Origin of the sequence: Blautia sp. MSJ-19 (genome assembly GCF_018918125.1) — a bacterium.
Taxonomy (GTDB): Bacteria; Bacillota; Clostridia; order Lachnospirales; family Lachnospiraceae; genus Blautia_A.
In genome coordinates this window covers 422,450-438,159 of record NZ_JAHLQA010000007.1, presented here as the reverse complement: position 1 = coordinate 438,159, position 15,710 = coordinate 422,450, and the positions used below count along the sequence as shown (strand labels likewise).

General features: G+C 44.8%; 19 protein-coding genes. 3 read left to right on the top strand and 16 right to left on the bottom strand.

What is annotated here, in order from left to right; all coding sequences use genetic code 11:
- Nucleotides 1–14: 14 nt before the first annotated feature.
- The 15 genes from KQI91_RS05015 to KQI91_RS04945 all read right to left on the bottom strand — a co-directional run bounded on the left by KQI91_RS05015 (nucleotide 15) and on the right by KQI91_RS04945 (nucleotide 12,165).
- Nucleotides 15–446 (bottom strand): BMC domain-containing protein, encoded by a 432-nt coding sequence (locus KQI91_RS05015; protein ID WP_022214460.1) that lies wholly within the window; start codon nucleotides 444–446, stop codon nucleotides 15–17.
- A gap of 10 nt (nucleotides 447–456) precedes the next feature.
- Nucleotides 457–822: a BMC domain-containing protein gene (locus KQI91_RS05010; RefSeq protein WP_022214461.1), complete on the bottom strand. Its 366-nt coding sequence runs from the start codon at nucleotides 820–822 to the stop codon at nucleotides 457–459.
- 283 nt (nucleotides 823–1,105) lie between these two features.
- Nucleotides 1,106–1,897: an urease accessory protein UreD gene (locus tag KQI91_RS05005; RefSeq protein WP_216391757.1), complete on the bottom strand. Its 792-nt coding sequence runs from the start codon at nucleotides 1,895–1,897 to the stop codon at nucleotides 1,106–1,108.
- A gap of 3 nt (nucleotides 1,898–1,900) precedes the next feature.
- A complete protein-coding gene (gene ureG, locus KQI91_RS05000) occupies nucleotides 1,901–2,509 on the bottom strand; it encodes an urease accessory protein UreG (protein WP_022214463.1) in 609 nt (202 codons plus the stop codon).
- A gap of 100 nt (nucleotides 2,510–2,609) precedes the next feature.
- Nucleotides 2,610–3,305, bottom strand: a complete 696-nt coding sequence (locus KQI91_RS04995; RefSeq protein WP_216391756.1) for an urease accessory protein UreF — start codon at nucleotides 3,303–3,305, stop codon at nucleotides 2,610–2,612.
- An 11-nt stretch (nucleotides 3,306–3,316) separates the two neighbouring features.
- On the bottom strand, nucleotides 3,317–3,796 hold the full coding sequence (locus KQI91_RS04990) for an urease accessory protein UreE (RefSeq protein WP_118253175.1): 480 nt from the start codon (nucleotides 3,794–3,796) through the stop codon (nucleotides 3,317–3,319).
- 29 nt (nucleotides 3,797–3,825) lie between these two features.
- Nucleotides 3,826–4,332, bottom strand: coding sequence for an AmiS/UreI family transporter (locus tag KQI91_RS04985; RefSeq protein WP_022214466.1), 507 nt, complete (start codon nucleotides 4,330–4,332; stop codon nucleotides 3,826–3,828).
- A gap of 22 nt (nucleotides 4,333–4,354) precedes the next feature.
- Nucleotides 4,355–6,076 (bottom strand): urease subunit beta, encoded by a 1,722-nt coding sequence (gene ureB / locus KQI91_RS04980; RefSeq protein ID WP_216391755.1) that lies wholly within the window; start codon nucleotides 6,074–6,076, stop codon nucleotides 4,355–4,357.
- A 35-nt stretch (nucleotides 6,077–6,111) separates the two neighbouring features.
- Nucleotides 6,112–6,480 carry an urease subunit beta gene (gene ureB, locus KQI91_RS04975; RefSeq protein WP_022214468.1) on the bottom strand — a complete coding sequence of 123 codons (369 nt, stop codon included), beginning with the start codon at nucleotides 6,478–6,480 and terminating at the stop codon, nucleotides 6,112–6,114.
- 12 nt (nucleotides 6,481–6,492) lie between these two features.
- On the bottom strand, nucleotides 6,493–6,795 hold the full coding sequence (ureA, locus tag KQI91_RS04970; protein WP_022214469.1) for an urease subunit gamma: 303 nt from the start codon (nucleotides 6,793–6,795) through the stop codon (nucleotides 6,493–6,495).
- A 244-nt stretch (nucleotides 6,796–7,039) separates the two neighbouring features.
- Nucleotides 7,040–8,110: a tryptophan--tRNA ligase gene (trpS, locus tag KQI91_RS04965; RefSeq protein WP_216391754.1), complete on the bottom strand. Its 1,071-nt coding sequence runs from the start codon at nucleotides 8,108–8,110 to the stop codon at nucleotides 7,040–7,042.
- Entirely contained in the window at nucleotides 8,107–9,624 is a 1,518-nt protein-coding gene (locus KQI91_RS04960) for a citrate/2-methylcitrate synthase (RefSeq protein ID WP_216391753.1), read from the bottom strand. Before KQI91_RS04960 ends, trpS begins: the two co-directional genes overlap by 4 nt.
- A gap of 236 nt (nucleotides 9,625–9,860) precedes the next feature.
- Entirely contained in the window at nucleotides 9,861–10,523 is a 663-nt protein-coding gene (locus tag KQI91_RS04955) for an HAD family hydrolase (protein WP_216391752.1), read from the bottom strand.
- Between the two features lie 52 nt (nucleotides 10,524–10,575).
- Nucleotides 10,576–11,766, bottom strand: coding sequence for an ATP-binding protein (locus KQI91_RS04950; protein ID WP_253288360.1), 1,191 nt, complete (start codon nucleotides 11,764–11,766; stop codon nucleotides 10,576–10,578).
- 45 nt (nucleotides 11,767–11,811) lie between these two features.
- Nucleotides 11,812–12,165, bottom strand: a complete 354-nt coding sequence (locus KQI91_RS04945; RefSeq protein ID WP_216391751.1) for an arsenate reductase family protein — start codon at nucleotides 12,163–12,165, stop codon at nucleotides 11,812–11,814.
- 401 nt (nucleotides 12,166–12,566) lie between these two features.
- On the opposite strand from KQI91_RS04945, the gene KQI91_RS04940 reads away from it, so the two are divergent.
- Genes KQI91_RS04940 through KQI91_RS04930 form a run of 3 tightly spaced genes read left to right on the top strand, consistent with a single transcriptional unit; the run spans nucleotide 12,567 to nucleotide 14,315 of the window.
- Nucleotides 12,567–13,100 carry a DUF3877 family protein gene (locus tag KQI91_RS04940; protein WP_216391750.1) on the top strand — a complete coding sequence of 178 codons (534 nt, stop codon included), beginning with the start codon at nucleotides 12,567–12,569 and terminating at the stop codon, nucleotides 13,098–13,100.
- A 12-nt stretch (nucleotides 13,101–13,112) separates the two neighbouring features.
- Entirely contained in the window at nucleotides 13,113–14,087 is a 975-nt protein-coding gene (gene bsh, locus KQI91_RS04935; protein WP_216391749.1) for a choloylglycine hydrolase, read from the top strand.
- Between the two features lie 12 nt (nucleotides 14,088–14,099).
- Nucleotides 14,100–14,315, top strand: coding sequence for a hypothetical protein (locus KQI91_RS04930; protein ID WP_216391748.1), 216 nt, complete (start codon nucleotides 14,100–14,102; stop codon nucleotides 14,313–14,315).
- Nucleotides 14,316–14,555: 240 nt separating this feature from the next.
- On the opposite strand, the gene KQI91_RS04925 is transcribed toward KQI91_RS04930, so the two are convergent.
- Nucleotides 14,556–15,539: an AraC family transcriptional regulator gene (locus tag KQI91_RS04925; protein WP_216391747.1), complete on the bottom strand. Its 984-nt coding sequence runs from the start codon at nucleotides 15,537–15,539 to the stop codon at nucleotides 14,556–14,558.
- Nucleotides 15,540–15,710 lie beyond the last annotated feature (171 nt).

Below are 15,710 nucleotides of genomic sequence, written 5' to 3'. Positions count from 1 at the left end.
TATCCTGTCCTGTTTCAGCTTTTGTGAATCTCGCATACGTTAAAGTTCAGCTCATCGCGGAAAAATCTGACGACTTCCTCGATCGCGGTCAGCACCTGTGATAAACCGCCGAGTATGATCAATGCACCACTGAATCTGTCCATAAAACCAACCTCAACATCAGCTGCTTTGACTGCAACATCTGTCGCAACTACGATTGCCTCCCACGGCGTGATACGGATGATGCCGATGGACTCTCCTGTATGATCCTCGCCCTCATGTACGCCAATATGAAGTGCAAGATTCTGATACACCGACGGATCTGAAGGTGTAAAAACATGTGCAAAATCAATAGATTTACCCGGAACCCGTACACGTGTCATACGGAGTTTCTTCCCCTTCAGATGCTCATAATCATCATTAAACAGCTTCTCGAGAAGTTCTTCTCTCGTTATTCGTTCTTCCATGTCCTACGTCCTATCTCTTGGTGATCTTGCAGACTACGTATCCCAGAGTATCACGGAAATAATCGACAACCTCTGTCATTGCGGACATAACGTCTGAAATCTCTCCTGTAATGATCATGGTTCCTGTAAAACGGTCTGCAAATCCAAGATAGACATTGCCGCTCTTGACTGCGATGTCGGATGCGATGACTGCGGATTCTGACGGAGTCATGTTCATGATCCCGATCGCGGATGAACGGTAATCCACCTGCGGGTTCAGTCCGAGTTTCTGATATATGATCGGAGCCGGGCCGCCCATTACATGCGCAAAAGTAATCTCCTTACCTGCTACAGTCTCCTGCACGATTCTGATCTGATCTCTATGTTCATCTGCCATTAATAGCTGCCTCACTTTCAATATGACTGTTCACTATGTATATTAGTGCAAAATACTATCTATCTAATAGTATTAATTGTACTATTTTGTATACATAATGTCAAGGCGATTTTCCGTCAAGTCAGCAAAAAACAACTGTTTTATAAAAAGAAATCCACACAAAACAACATTCTGTTTTTTCTATCGGATTTAAAATGCACAAAAAAACAACTGCTCCGGATTTTCCCAAAAACAGCTGTTTTTCTGAATCATAAATATAAGTTTTTAAGCGTCTTTCCATCCTTTAATCCATGCTCTGGATCTTTTCTGATATCTTAAGAAGGGGTTCTGAGCCTCTTCCGAGGATACGCACAGCCGCGTCGCCGCTTGCGATCCTTGTCACACCACCTTCGATCTCCGGCGTTTCATCGAGGAGTTCTCTCACTTCACTCATCCAGGATTCTGATTTCTCAATGTTAAAAAACACCAGATTCAGAAGATGGGTAAATCCTTCGTACATCCCGGTTCCGCTCATTTCAAAGAGCTTCGGGTCATACCGGGTGTTGTCAAGATAAATGAGATTCCCCTCTTCTCTGACTGCCACATGGTTATGATAAAAGCGATAGGCAAATGCCTCGCCGCAGGCGGCTCTTCCACAGGACAGGATCTCCTGGAACAGAAGCCGGGAAGTTTTTTCTTTCAGCTCGATCTCCAGATGATTCTCAAAGGCAGAATCTTTGAACGGGATGGTTGGAAGCGGTGCATATTTGAGGTATGCATCTGGCTCCACGATAATCCTGGTCTCCCGCCTCGCCATGCCCTCTTTCATTTTGTGGATCTTCTCATATGCCTGCGACAGATATTCCAGGCTGGTTCCCGGATTTACGTGGATGTCAAATTTCTGCACATCCCCTTCCATGATACCAGCCGATGCAGAAAGCACCATCACCTGCATAAAATCTTCCCGAAGATAAAATGGAAGCATCACCTTGAAAGGCGCTGTAAAAAACACATCACTCAGCACGGCTTTTCCATCTCTCAGTTCTGTTTCCAGTCTTACCTCCGATGTCTTTCCAAATTTATTTTCTGTCGTCACGCTTTAACATCCTTCCAGAAGTACATTTTTCTTGATCCAGTCTATCACGGCATCCGTGCCGTCCAGTCCGCGGATATTTGTAAAAAGGAACGGCCTCTCGCCGCGCATCTTCTTTGAGTCTCTTTCCATAACAGAAAGGTCCGCACCAACATATGGAGCCAGGTCGATCTTGTTGATAACGAGAAGGTCTGACTTGGTGATTCCAGGGCCGCCTTTTCGCGGGATCTTGTCGCCCTCTGCCACATCAATGACGAAGATTGTCGCATCTACGAGTTCCGGGCTGAAGGTTGCGGAAAGGTTGTCGCCGCCGCTCTCGATGAACAGGAGCTGAATGTCAGGGAATTTTTCCATCATCTCTTCTACTGCTTCCAGGTTCATGGAGGCGTCTTCACGGATTGCGGTGTGCGGGCAGCCGCCGGTCTCTACGCCTGTGATCCGCTCGCGTGGAAGAACAGAGTTTTTGCTCAGGAATTCTGCATCTTCCTTTGTATAGATATCATTGGTGATGACACCAATGCTGTATTCAGAAGCCATCTGTCTTGTAAGACATTCGATCAGGGCAGTCTTGCCGGAACCAACCGGTCCTGCCACACCAATTTTTACGTATGACATTGTTCCTCATCCTCTCATTATTTTCTCATTATTTTCTCATAATCATTCAAAATCCTTATCGTGCAGGCACGAACGGCTTTTTGAACTTTTCTCCCTGGTATCAGGACATATATATACGTGAATACAGTCCTTCATGCTGCATACACCGAAGGTCAAATCCCGGGCCGGAAAGTCCGAGCCATTCTTCTCCGAGCTCTGTCACTTCCTCGGTCAGTTTCTGGAGAAGCGGGTAACATCCACTCAGGAGTTTCTGCCCGGATGACTGGCTTAACGGGATTGTTTTTACACAGTTTGTGACCATCGCAGAGGTCTGCGCATACAGAAAATGTTCCAGTGCCTCTTCTCTGGTGATTCCCGCTGCCCCGCAGAAAACACCGTAAGCCACTGCGTGATGCACGCTTTTTCCCTTCCGTGCCTCTCTGTATTCCTCAAAAACACGGTTCTCGCGCGGAATCTCAAGCGCCGACAGAGTTTTGATAAAACGGGAACCCAGTTTCCGGCTTGCTTCTCTTGTTTCGCGCGGGATCTTTCCGGCTTCCATGATCTCTTCCAGACGGGAAATTGCCGCCAGATCTCCGCTGACCGCATATTCCCATCCAAGTCTCACTGCCAGAAATTCATTATACAAAAAATTATATTCGAGCCGCTTGTGGATAAATTCTTCTGCACTGTCCTCATCATGGACAATTCCCTTCTGGATATAAGTTTCCAGCCCGTAGGAGTGGGAATATCCACCGATCGGAAACAGTGCATCATTTACCTGAAGCAGAAAAAATTTCGCTGTTCCTTCTGTCATAGACCTGCCTCCTAATGGGTATGGGAATGTACGGAAGCAGAAATCCTTCTGTCAAAATCCAGTTTGGATTCTTTTACCTCTGTGGAAACGCCGTGAAGTTTATCCAGCATTACCCGCATCGGTTCGTTATATGGTGTGATGAAAGTTCCCTCTTTCGCACCCCAAAACAATGGTGCATGACGGTTTCCGATCTCGTAGCACACCTTTGCCACCATATGTGGATGATGTTCGTCGACAGTGACCACGATCACCTCGCAGGGAGGGATGTTTACCGCATACACGGTATCACCCTCCACTGCGAGAACATCATCCTGATTCAGCCCTCTGGTCAGCACAGAGTCATCCAGACGGATGCCGAGTTCTGTGCCTCCCTGACTTGTTTTTCTGTGAAGTTTTTTGAATGCTTCATCCCAGTGAATGTCCACGTAATCCACCTTTTTTCCGGAGAACTCTCCATCTGTCAGTTTTCCCAGAATTTTTTCACAAATCATTGTATGTTCCTCCTCGCGGAATTACCTTTTTACCACTTTCCGATCAGCATCAGTACGCCAGGAATCCAGGCGGTCACGATGCCCTCAAATACCTGCAGGGCCGGCACAAACTTGCCGAGTTTTTTACCCATGATGTCCTCAACGAAGGATGTTCCCCAGAGGATCGCCCAGAGATACCAGATCGCAGCCCAGCGGATGTCCGGCTGGATGCCAAGTGCTGTGCTTCCTGTAAATCCTTCCAGTGTTCCAAATACCACTGCGTTGATTGCCACAAATGTGGAAAACCATGCGAACGGAATGCCACTCAGTTTAAAGATATTGTTGACTGCCACAAATAAGTAAGTGAAGCAGAACAGAAGTCCCGTTCCTGCCGCGTAATAATTTCCCTGCACAAGATTTACAAAGTTGATGAACAGAGACAGCCCGCCTGTAAAAATATTCATCACTGCGAGGGATTTTCCATCTACTTTATAAAAGTTGCAGATACCGTTATTGATCAGGACAATTCCTACAAATAATAAACAAACACCTAACATTTATGCCCTCCTCAGAAAGTTATCAAAACAGATTGTACAGCTGTGTCAGCGGAAGTTTCTTCGCCGGTTTGGATGTGATGCTGACTCCGTCGGCTTTTACTTCGTATGTTTCCGGATCTACCGTGATTTCCGGTGTCTTGTCGTTGAATACCATGTCTTTCTTTCCGATGTTCCGGCAGTTTTCTACAGGCACGACCGTTTTTTCCAGACCGTATTTCTCTTTGATATTTTCTTCCATGGCTGCCTTGGATACGAAGGTCAGGCAGGAAGCATATTTTGCTTTTCCATGTGCTGCAAACATCGGCTGGTAGAATACCGGCTGTGTGGTCGGGATGGAGGCATTGGCATCACCCATCTTGGATGCGATGATCATACCGCCTTTGATGACCATATCCGGTTTTGCTCCGAAGAATGCCGGGTTCCAGAGAACAAGATCGGCAAATTTTCCTGGCTCCACAGATCCTACATACTTGGAAATACCGTGTGTGATCGCCGGGTTGATGGTATATTTGGAAACATATCGTTTTACGCGGAAGTTGTCGTTTCCGTGACCTTCGTCTTCCGGAAGCGGTCCTCTCTCGCCTTTCATCTTGCTTGCTGTCTGCCAGGTACGGGTGATAACCTCACCGATACGTCCCATTGCCTGGGAATCGGAGCTCATCATGCTGAACACACCCATGTCATGAAGAACATCCTCTGCTGCGATCGTTTCCGGACGGATACGGGAATCTGCAAAAGCGACATCTTCCGGGATCTTTTTGTCCAGATGGTGGCATACCATCAGCATATCCAGATGCTCATCCAGAGTATTTACCGTGAATGGCATGGTCGGGTTTGTGGAAGAAGGAAGGATGTTCGGGGTTGCTGCTGCTTTGATGATGTCCGGTGCATGTCCGCCGCCGGCACCTTCTGTATGGTATGTATGGATGGTTCTTCCTCCGATGGCATTGATGGTATCTTCTACGCATCCGCCTTCGTTCAGGGTATCTGTATGGATGGCAACCTGTACATCATATTCATCTGCCACATTCAGGCAATGGTCGATGACTGCCGGAGTTGCGCCCCAGTCCTCATGGATCTTGAGACCCATCGCACCTGCTTTGACCTGCTCGATCAGAGGTTTCTCATCGGAGCAGTTTCCTTTTCCGAGGAAACCTAAGTTCATCGGATATTCTTCTGCTGCCTTGAGCATCATTTCCATGTTCCATGGTCCTGGTGTACAGGTCGTTGCGTTTGTTCCGTCTGCCGGGCCAGTTCCACCGCCGATCATGGTTGTTACGCCGGAGTACAGTGCACAGTCGATCTGCTGCGGGCAGATGAAGTGGATATGCGTATCAATACCGCCTGCTGTCACGATCATTCCTTCGCCTGCAAGAGCCTCGGTGGAAGCACCTACGGTCATGCCCGGTGTCACACCGTCCATCACGCTTGGGTTTCCTGCTTTACCGATTCCTTTGATCTTGCCGTCCTTGATTCCGATATCGGCTTTGATGATTCCTGTGCTGTCTACGATCAGGGCGTTTGTGATAACAAGATCCAGGTCTCCGTCTGCGCTTGTTGTCTTGACAGACTGTCCCATACCGTCACGGATCGTCTTGCCGCCGCCGAATTTAATTTCATCACCATAGGTGGTGTAGTCTTTTTCTACCTCAATGATCAGATCTGTATCTGCCAGACGTACTTTATCTCCAGTTGTCGGGCCATACATCATCGCATATTTTTCACCGGAAATTTTTACACTCATGAATCTGTTTCCTCCTTTTTTCTGTCAGAATCTACTTACTCTTTTGGCATGAAGCCTTTGGTGCGGGCGTTATTAAGAGCTGCTTCTTTGTTGACTTCTGAGATCTGTGCGCAGGTCAGGTCGTTCAGACCGAAGACTCTCTTTGTTCCGCCGATCGCGGTAAGCTGGACTTCTTTTTCTTCACCTGGTTCAAAGCGGACAGAAGTTCCGGAAGGGATGTCCAGATGAAAACCATATGCTTTTTCTCTGTCGAATTTAAGGTAACGGTTTACCTCAAAAAAATGGAAATGTGAGCCAACCTGGATCGGACGATCGCCGGTGTTTGCCACTTTGACTGTGACGGTAGGTTTGCCCTCGTTTAATGTAATCTCTCTGTCCAATGGAATGATTTCGCCAATTTTCATAGTTGTCCTCCTTTACTGAATCGGATTGTGTACTGTTACAAGTTTGGTTCCATCTGGAAAAGTTGCCTCTACCTGTACTTCATGTACCATGTCTGCGACACCGTCCATAACGTCGTCTTTTGTCAGCATTTTGGTACCGAGCTGCATCAGTTCAACTACTTCTTTGCCATCTCTTGCAAGTTCAAGAAGTTCTGAACTGATATAGGCAACTGCTTCCACATAATTCAGTTTCACGCCTCGTTCCTTCCGCTCTTTTGCCAGATTCCCTGCCATATGGAGCATAAGCTTTTCCTGTTCCTTTGGATTTAAACGCATTACATTTCCTCCTTTATGGGTATTTAGAAAATAAAATATTACATACGAATTGCTCCATTGCTGCGCAATTCCCGTAATACAAAAAAAGCAGGCAAAGAAATCTCTCTAGACTTCTTTGTCTGCTTAGTTCCTCTCGGAATATGCGGTATTATAGCATTGATTTTTGACAATTGTCAATACTATTTTGCATTATTGGTCATACCGCTTGCAGTTGTGATTATTACATATAACCGTTACAGGCTGCTTATTTCTGATACATATCAGACTGGTCGCTGTCAAAGTAGTTGATTCTCATGGATGCCTTGACGTCATTCAGTGTCTCGGCTGCTTTGGCTTCAGCCACCTTGCTGCCTTCTCTCAGGATATCCATGACATCCGGGATACGCTGTTCCCATTCTTTTCTTCTTGCACGGATCGGTGAAAGTTCTGCCTGCATAACGTTGTTCAGGAATTTCTTAACCTTGACATCGCCGAGACCGCCTCTGCGGTAGTGATCTTCGAGTTCTTCGAGGTTCTGGTATTCCGGCAGGAACTCCGGGAAGTACTCATCCTTACAGAATGCTTCCAGGTAGATGAATACCGGGTTGCCCTCTACACGACCCGGATCCTGTACACGGAGATGGTTCGGATCTGTAAACATGGACATGATCTTTTTCTTGACGTCTGCTTCTTCGTCAGAGAGGTAGATGCAGTTGCCAAGGGACTTGCTCATTTTGGCCTTGCCGTCGATACCTGGCAGACGTAAGCATGCCTTGTTGGACGGCAGAACGATCTTAGGATCGGTCAGGGTCTCACCGTATACGGTGTTGAATTTATGCACGATCTCCTTGCACTGCTCGATCATCGGCATCTGGTCCTCTCCAACCGGTACATGTGTTGCACGGAAAGCAGTGATATCTGCTGCCTGACTGATCGGATAGCAGAAGAATCCAACCGGGATGCTCGCCTCGAAGTTACGCATCTGGATCTCAGATTTAACGGTAGGGTTACGCTGCACACGTGCAACAGTAACAAGATTCATATAATAAAATGTCAGTTCTGTCAGTTCCGGTACCATAGACTGGATGAAGATCGTGGATTTCTCCGGGTCGATACCGCATGCGAGATAATCCAGTGCAACCTGGATGATATTCTGACGTACTTTCTCCGGATGCTCGGCATTGTCTGTCAGTGCCTGTGCATCTGCGATCATAATATAAACTTCATCGTAATCACCGGAATTCTGGAGTTTGACACGCTCCTTCAGTGATCCTACATAATGTCCTACATGAAGTCTTCCGGTAGGACGGTCACCTGTTAAAATAACCTGTTTCATTTATTCTTCTTCTCCTCAGGGCACTTCTTCGAATCCTGTGGTGCCTCTTTTTCTATAGTTTCTGCCTTTTCTTCCAGCTGTCCTGCTTCTTCCTTTTCTAAGTCTCTCAGTACTTCCTCGCAGCCCTCCTCCGGCTCTCTCTCGTCAAACGGAACAAAGCTTGCATGATGTCCTACATATTTGTATGCCGGACGGATGATCTTGCTTGCATTGAGGATCTCCTCAAGACGATGCGCGCTCCATCCCGGGATACGTGCGATTGCGAAAATCGGCGTGAACAGCTCTTTCGGGATTCCAAGCATAGTATATACGAAACCACTGTAAAAGTCTACGTTTGCACAGACATTTTTGAAAAGTCTTCTCTGTTCCATGACCAGTCTTCCGGCAAGGCGTTCTACAAGTTCGTAGAGGGCAAATTCTTTCATCATGCCCTTCTCCATTGCAAGGTCTTTTGCAAATCTCTTGAGGATGACTTCACGCGGGTCGGAAAGAGTATAGACGGCGTGTCCCATACCATAGATCAGGCCGCTGTGATCAAATGCTTCTTTATTCAGGATCTTGCGGAGGTAAGCTTCTACTTCTTTCTCATCGGTCCAGTCTTTGACGTTTGCCTTGATGTCCTCGAACATGTTCTGAACTTTGAGGTTTGCACCACCATGACGAGGTCCTTTGAGGGAACCGATGGATGCTGCAACGGAAGAATACGTGTCTGTTCCTGATGAGGTAACTACGTGTGTGGTGAATGTGGAGTTGTTACCACCGCCGTGCTCTGCGTGAAGAATCAGTGCGATATCGAGAACTTTGGCTTCCAGTTCTGTATACTTTCCATCCGGACGGAGCATCAGAAGGATGTTTTCTGCAAGAGAAAGTCCCTTTTGCGGATTGCGGATGAACAGGGTCTCATCTTTACGGAAATGTCTGTAGGAATGATAGGAATATACTGCGATCAGAGGCAGTTTCGCGATCATTTCGATGCTCTGACGGAGAACATTTTCTGCAGAGGTATCCTCTGGTTTGGAATCGTAAGTGTACAGAGTGAGGATACATCTCTGCATTGCGTTCATGATATCGCCATTAGAGGCTTTCATAACAACGTCACGGACAAAACGGCCGGACAGAGTCTCGAAGTTTGCCATGATGTTTTTGAAGATTTCCATATCCTTGTCGGATGGAAGTCTGCCGAACAGAAGGAGGTAAATGGTTTCCTCGAAACCGAATTTACGTCCTTTGAGACCGTCTACGATATCGTTTACATTATATCCCTGATAGTACAGTCTGCCGTGTGCAGGGATCTTGCGTCCGTTGATCAGGTCGTAACCTGTAACATCGGAAATCTCAGTAAGTCCTGTCAGAACACCTTTACCTGCGGAGTCACGCAATCCTCTCTTTACATCGTATTCTACATATAGATTTGGGTTGATCCGATGGCCATTCATCAACTCTTCCCCAAGAAGCTCCATACTTTCTTTCAGAGTGCCCATCTCGTCAAGATTTAACATTTCATGATCTGCCATTTTTCTCTCTTCCTCCATCTCTGCTCTATTTCTGTCGTGTTATCAGATGCCGAACAATTTCTACCCGGCAATTTGATCCACGCATTCATGCTTTACTAGACTAAATTGTAATCTATTTTACACGAATATACCCTAAAATACAATAGATAAATGGATAAAACTTTCACAAGTGAAAATTTTACAGTATAAAAAATATCGACTGGTGTCTGTACCCGCCGATATTCCTCTTGTCATTCTTAATATTTTTCCAGAATCCCCAGAATCTTGTTTACATTTTCCGGAGTCCACGCACTGATCTCGAGTTCTGCCTGCGGAATCAGCTGATCTCCTGAATCCGGATTGTGATACCATACACACTTCATACCTGCTGCCTCTGCCGCCTTACCTCCATTCGTAGAATCTTCTACGACAAGACATTCTGCCGGTGTCAGATGAAGTTTCTTCATAGCACACAGGAAGATATCCGGAGCAGGTTTGGAATGCTCTACTTCAAGGCCGCTTGTTATGTCTTCAAAATATTTACGTATACCGATGGCATCCAGTTCCATCTCTATGGACTCTCTCGGTGACGACGATGCCACTGCAAGATGATATCCGGCTCTGTGCAGAGTTTCAATTGAATCTTTAATCCCATCAAGCATTGGAAAGCCTTCTGCCTTGATAAATTCAAGTTTTTTATCTTTCATACGATTCATAACTTCATCAATATCTTCGTATGTTTTGTCATAATGTTCCTTCAGAATATCCAGGAGAACCGCTCTCGTCGCACCAATACATTCCTTATAAATATCGTATTCCAGATCGATCCCATCTTCTTTCAATATTTCTCTCCAGCATTTGTAATGGAGAGGTTCTGTATTGATCAGAACACCATCCTTGTCAAAAATAATTGCTTTCATTTGTACCTTTCCTCCTGATGCTTAATGTGGCATCCTTATCCGTATATTTCTATCAGGAAATACGTTTTAATCTGTAGATTTTGTTCTTTGTCTTACCTTCACTTTCGAAAATGTTATTTTTTTCTGCTTTTGAGAGAAGTCTCGCTGCTGTTTTAGGCTGGATATCCAGAATCTTTGCTGCTTTGGCACTGGTTATCGCATTAAATCCTTTTGTATGTTCCATATACACCAGTAGCCGGTGCAACCTTTCTAATTCCAGTTCTGACATTGTTGAATACTTTCCCTCTATCCAAAAAGATTTCTGGTCTATTATCACCCTATGATCTAAATTATTTTTCCAACTGTCCCTGCTGTTTTTTTCGGACATCTTTTCGGACATTTTTTCGGACATTATACCCTGATTAAATCCGTCTCTTATAAAAATAGTAGTCTCGAGATAGTTTCGATCCTCATCCATATCAAAAAGCGGTTCTGGAGATCCGTTCTTTTTTAATTCTCTGAGAATCTTTGTAATTCCGGTTCCCTGTTTTTCGGACAGATCAATTTCTTTAAAAAGCTCTCCAATTCTTCTGTTGCGATATTTACGTGCCTTTGCTTTTCCAGACTTAAATTTTTCCTGACTGATATATTTATCTACGCCCGGATAATTAATGATCATAATACAATCCACATAAATTCGAACTTCCACCGGTTCTGGTTCCCGATAAGATTTATGGAACACAGCATTCACGATAGCTTCTTCCAGTGCATTATACGGATAATTTACATAACGTTCTGACTCCGCCTGCCCCTGGATTTTGACAACTTTTTCCTCTATGATATTCGTATTGATATAATCAAGAACGTCTCGAACCTGCTTCCAGATTGGTCCGTAAAATGTCTTTTCAAAAAAATCATCCGATCCTTCAGCTTCCTCTGTATTAAATTTCACCAGATCAATCTGTGCTCCCGGGATAAATTTGTCCGGTCTTTCCGTAAACATAAGCACGCCAATATTTCGTATATTTAATTCCGTATCTGTTTCATCAGCCACTTCCAGTGAAACCAGGAGATCTTCCATGGAACTTTTATTAATTTCATCAACAAGTGAGCTCTTACTGTCTCTCAAAAAGTCTTCCAGATATCCACGACGGAGGTCTTCTATTGTAGCTTTACGATTAACACGATCATCAAAAGGCACAGATTGTATGGATAATATCATTGGGATTCCATCTCTCTTTATATTCCACTCGATTCTGTTCAACAGTTTTGCCTGCAAGCAATGTTTCCAATTTTAAAGGAATCATACCTACCCCCGAATCTTTTCTTCCCACTCTTTCTCACGGAATCCTGTCAGAATAAAATCTTCGCCGACCACAAGCGGGCGTTTGACAAGCATACCATTCGTCGCAAGAAGTTTTAACTGTTCGTCTTCTGTCATCTCCGGAAGCTTATCCTTAAGATTCATCTGCTTGTAAAGCATTCCGCTGGTATTGAAGAATTTTTTAAGTGGCATTCCGCTCCTTCCATACCATTCTTTGAGTTCTTCATATGTAGGATTTTCTTCTACGATCGCACGCTCCTCAAAAAAGATTTTGTGTTCGTCAAGCCATTTAAGTGCTCTCTGACAGGTGCTGCATTTACGATATACCAAAACTAACATAGCGATTTCTCCCTTCTTAATGGCAGGCAAGATTTTTATTTCTCAGCACTGCCATATAAATTTTATCCTCAATGAAAAATATCGGCGATGTGCCAAGATTTTGTATAAAGATCTGTCTGTAGATGCATCAAGTCTCTTTTGTTCTATGATACCCTACCACTCTGGTACTGTCAACGAGCTTTTTTTGTAATATTTTGTCGAAAAATATATCCCCATGAATGGTGCAAACAATAACATAAATTTCCAAACGGGCGAAGGATTTTTCCGAACGGCTCTGGTATTTTATGTATGAATCTGCTACAATATGTTGCAGTAATTTAACTTACTGCTTACGACCATTGCGCTTCTGGTCGAATACATATTGTAAACTAATCCATCTTATATAAAGGAGGTTTCCCGGCATGGGTTACGATAAACTTGAACGAAACCTGATCGACATCATCAAGGAAGAACAGGCAAAACTTGGCTTCTTTAAAGAAGATATCCGTCTGTACTATCCGCTCTCTTCCCTGAATCATTTCTTTTCTGCCAGGGACAGTGCTGATGAAATGCAGGAACGACTGAACACACTGCCTGCTTCCATCACAGAAAAACTTGGACAGATCGAAGTCTCTCACAAAGGCGAACGTTTCTGTTTTCACATCCCGGAAGAAGGTACGGTCTATGTGCACGACAACACAGCTCCGAATGAATTCATCCGGCAGCTTGTAGAATTAGTTGCAAAACACGGCTGCACCATGAATGAAATTCTGGATCTGTTCCATACTTATTCACAGGATGTTATCACAGAGGAAATGAACAACGGTGAATTTGACCGCCTGATCCGTTTCGCTGACAAACCGGAAGATACTTACTACTATTGTTTCAAAGACGAAGGCTGCCATATTATTTATCACCGTTTTCTTCCGGAAGATTACGCAGACTTCGATTTCTAAGGAGGAACGTTTATGTGTACAGCCGCAACTTATAAGACCAAAGACTTTTATTTTGGCAGAACACTCGATTACGAATTTTCCTACGGCGATCAGGTCACGATCACCCCGCGGAATTATCCATTCCATTTCCGTCACGCCGGTACAAAAGAAACGCATTATGCAATCATCGGCATGGCACATGTAGCCGGAGATTATCCTTTATACTACGATGCCATTAATGAAAAAGGTGTCGGCATGGCAGGTCTGAATTTTGTCGGAAACGCTGCTTATGCCGATGTAAAACCGGATGCGGACAATGTCGCTCAGTTTGAATTTATCCCGTGGATCTTAAGCCAGTGTGCTTCTGTTGCAGAAGCACGCGAACTTCTTGCTCACATGAATCTCGCCAATACACCGTTCAGTGAGCAGTTTCCTCTGGCACAGCTTCACTGGATCATCTCTGATGAAACCGGATCCATCACAGTGGAGTCCATGACAGATGGCCTGCACCTCTATGATAATCCGGTTGGTGTGCTCACAAATAACCCACCTTTTCCACAACAGATGTTCCAGCTGAACAACTATATGCACCTTTCTCCGAAACAGCCGGTGAATACTTTTGCGGATAATCTGGCACTTACTGCCTACAGCCGCGGAATGGGTGCGCTTGGACTTCCGGGAGATCTGTCTTCTGCTTCCCGTTTCGCACGCGTCGCTTTCACAAAGATGAATTCTTTTTCCGGCGACTCCGAAACAGAAAGCGTCAGCCAGTTTTTCCATATCCTTGGTTCTGTCGATCAGCAGAGGGGTTGCTGCGAAGTTGCTGAGGGAAAATACGAGATCACGCTCTATACATCCTGCTGCAACGCGACAAAGGGAATCTACTATTATACAACTTACGAAAATCATCAGATCAGTGCAGTCGATATGCACAGAGAAAATCTGGATGGCAATACTTTGATCTGTTATCCTGTGATCCAGGGCGAACAGATTCATTACCAGAACTAGGAGGTACTTTACATGAATCTTGGTAATTTAATGCAGCTTAAAAGTTCCTGGGCAACCTTTACCCGGAATCACCCGAAATTCCCGAAATTTCTTCAGGCAGCCAGCACCGCTGTCAAAGAAGACACTTTAATCGAAATTAAGATCACGACCGCTGAAGGAAAAGTCATCGAGACAAACCTCAAAGTAAAAGCGTCAGATATCGAGCTTGTCAAAAACCTTGCCATGTGATATACTGACCACAGATTTTAAGATATGTACAAAAGAGCAGGACACAAAAGAGAACTTTTCCAATTATTCAGAACAGCAGCTTCTCTGCATTCATGTTCTACATAATCTGTGGACAGTTCTTGTCTGATACAAATGATAAAATAAAATCTAAGGGACGTGCAAATGTATTTCATTACATCTACATGTCCCTTTTTTATTCTTTATAAAGCACAATCAATTTTTCGCTACCACCCAACTGTCTCACAATCTCACGCGCTCTTCTTTGCCATTTGCCACGCGAAAAGCCCTCGGTGTGGTGTGATACCGTTCTTTGAACACACGGTGGAAATAACTTCCGTTCTCGTAGCCAACCGCTGCAATGATGTCGCTGATCGGAAGGTCTGTCTCACACATCAGCTCCACCGCTTTGTTCAGTCGTTTACGCTGGAGCAATTCCTTGAAATTAAATCCTGTATTTTTCTTGATCATCTTGCTCAGCATGTGCATTGGAAGATGCAGTTTCTCACAAAGTTCGGTCAGTGTAGCAGTCCTGTACTGCTGTTCGATATAATCGAGTGTCGTCATTGCGATCATATTTTCATACTGGTTTGGGAGACGCATCTCCGCATACTGTACAGATTCCAGCAGATAGAGGAAAATAAGCCCCATCGTTGTCTGGTTGATCCGGTTCTGATCGCCTTTGCCGGTTACGAGAGAGTAAATCATGTTTTCCAGAAGATTCTGAATCTGCAACACTTCTGCAACCTTAAAATGCAAATATTCTCCACGCTCCTCATCCTGTCTGAGCACATTGACCAGAAAATCTGCAAGCACATTATTATTCCCCGCCATCGTATATGCCACATCAAAAAACTCCGGAAGAATCATAAAGTTGATTGCGATATCACCCTCTCCTGCCGGAAGGATTTCATGTCTGGTAAACTGGTTCAGAAAAAGCAGTTCTCCCTCACGAATCACGACTTCTTTACCACCAATGATGTTTGTAAGCTGCCCCTGACAGACATAAAGCACCTCGATAAAATTGTGCCGATGAGATGGAAAATGGACGAATCGCGTATGTGTGCGCACTGCGATCAGTTTTCCTTCGCTGAGCATCTTGGCACTGTCCACGGTGAAATCCTTACCGGAGGTGTACAAATCCTTATCCACCTCTGCCACGCCGTCCAGAATACGCTGTTCTTCTTTTGTAATAACTCTTAAATGATCCAATAAAGCCTGCCGCATCTGCTACTCCCGCTTTCTTTGCTGCCGATATTCTAAGCACAGTAATTTACTTTCTTTATTCTACCATGCCCGGACATTATAAAGCAATAGATCCCCAACATCGAGAAACAAGAGATTTATCCAATCCGATGCCGACATCCCCATAATCACAAAAACAGAGCGAAGCCTTAC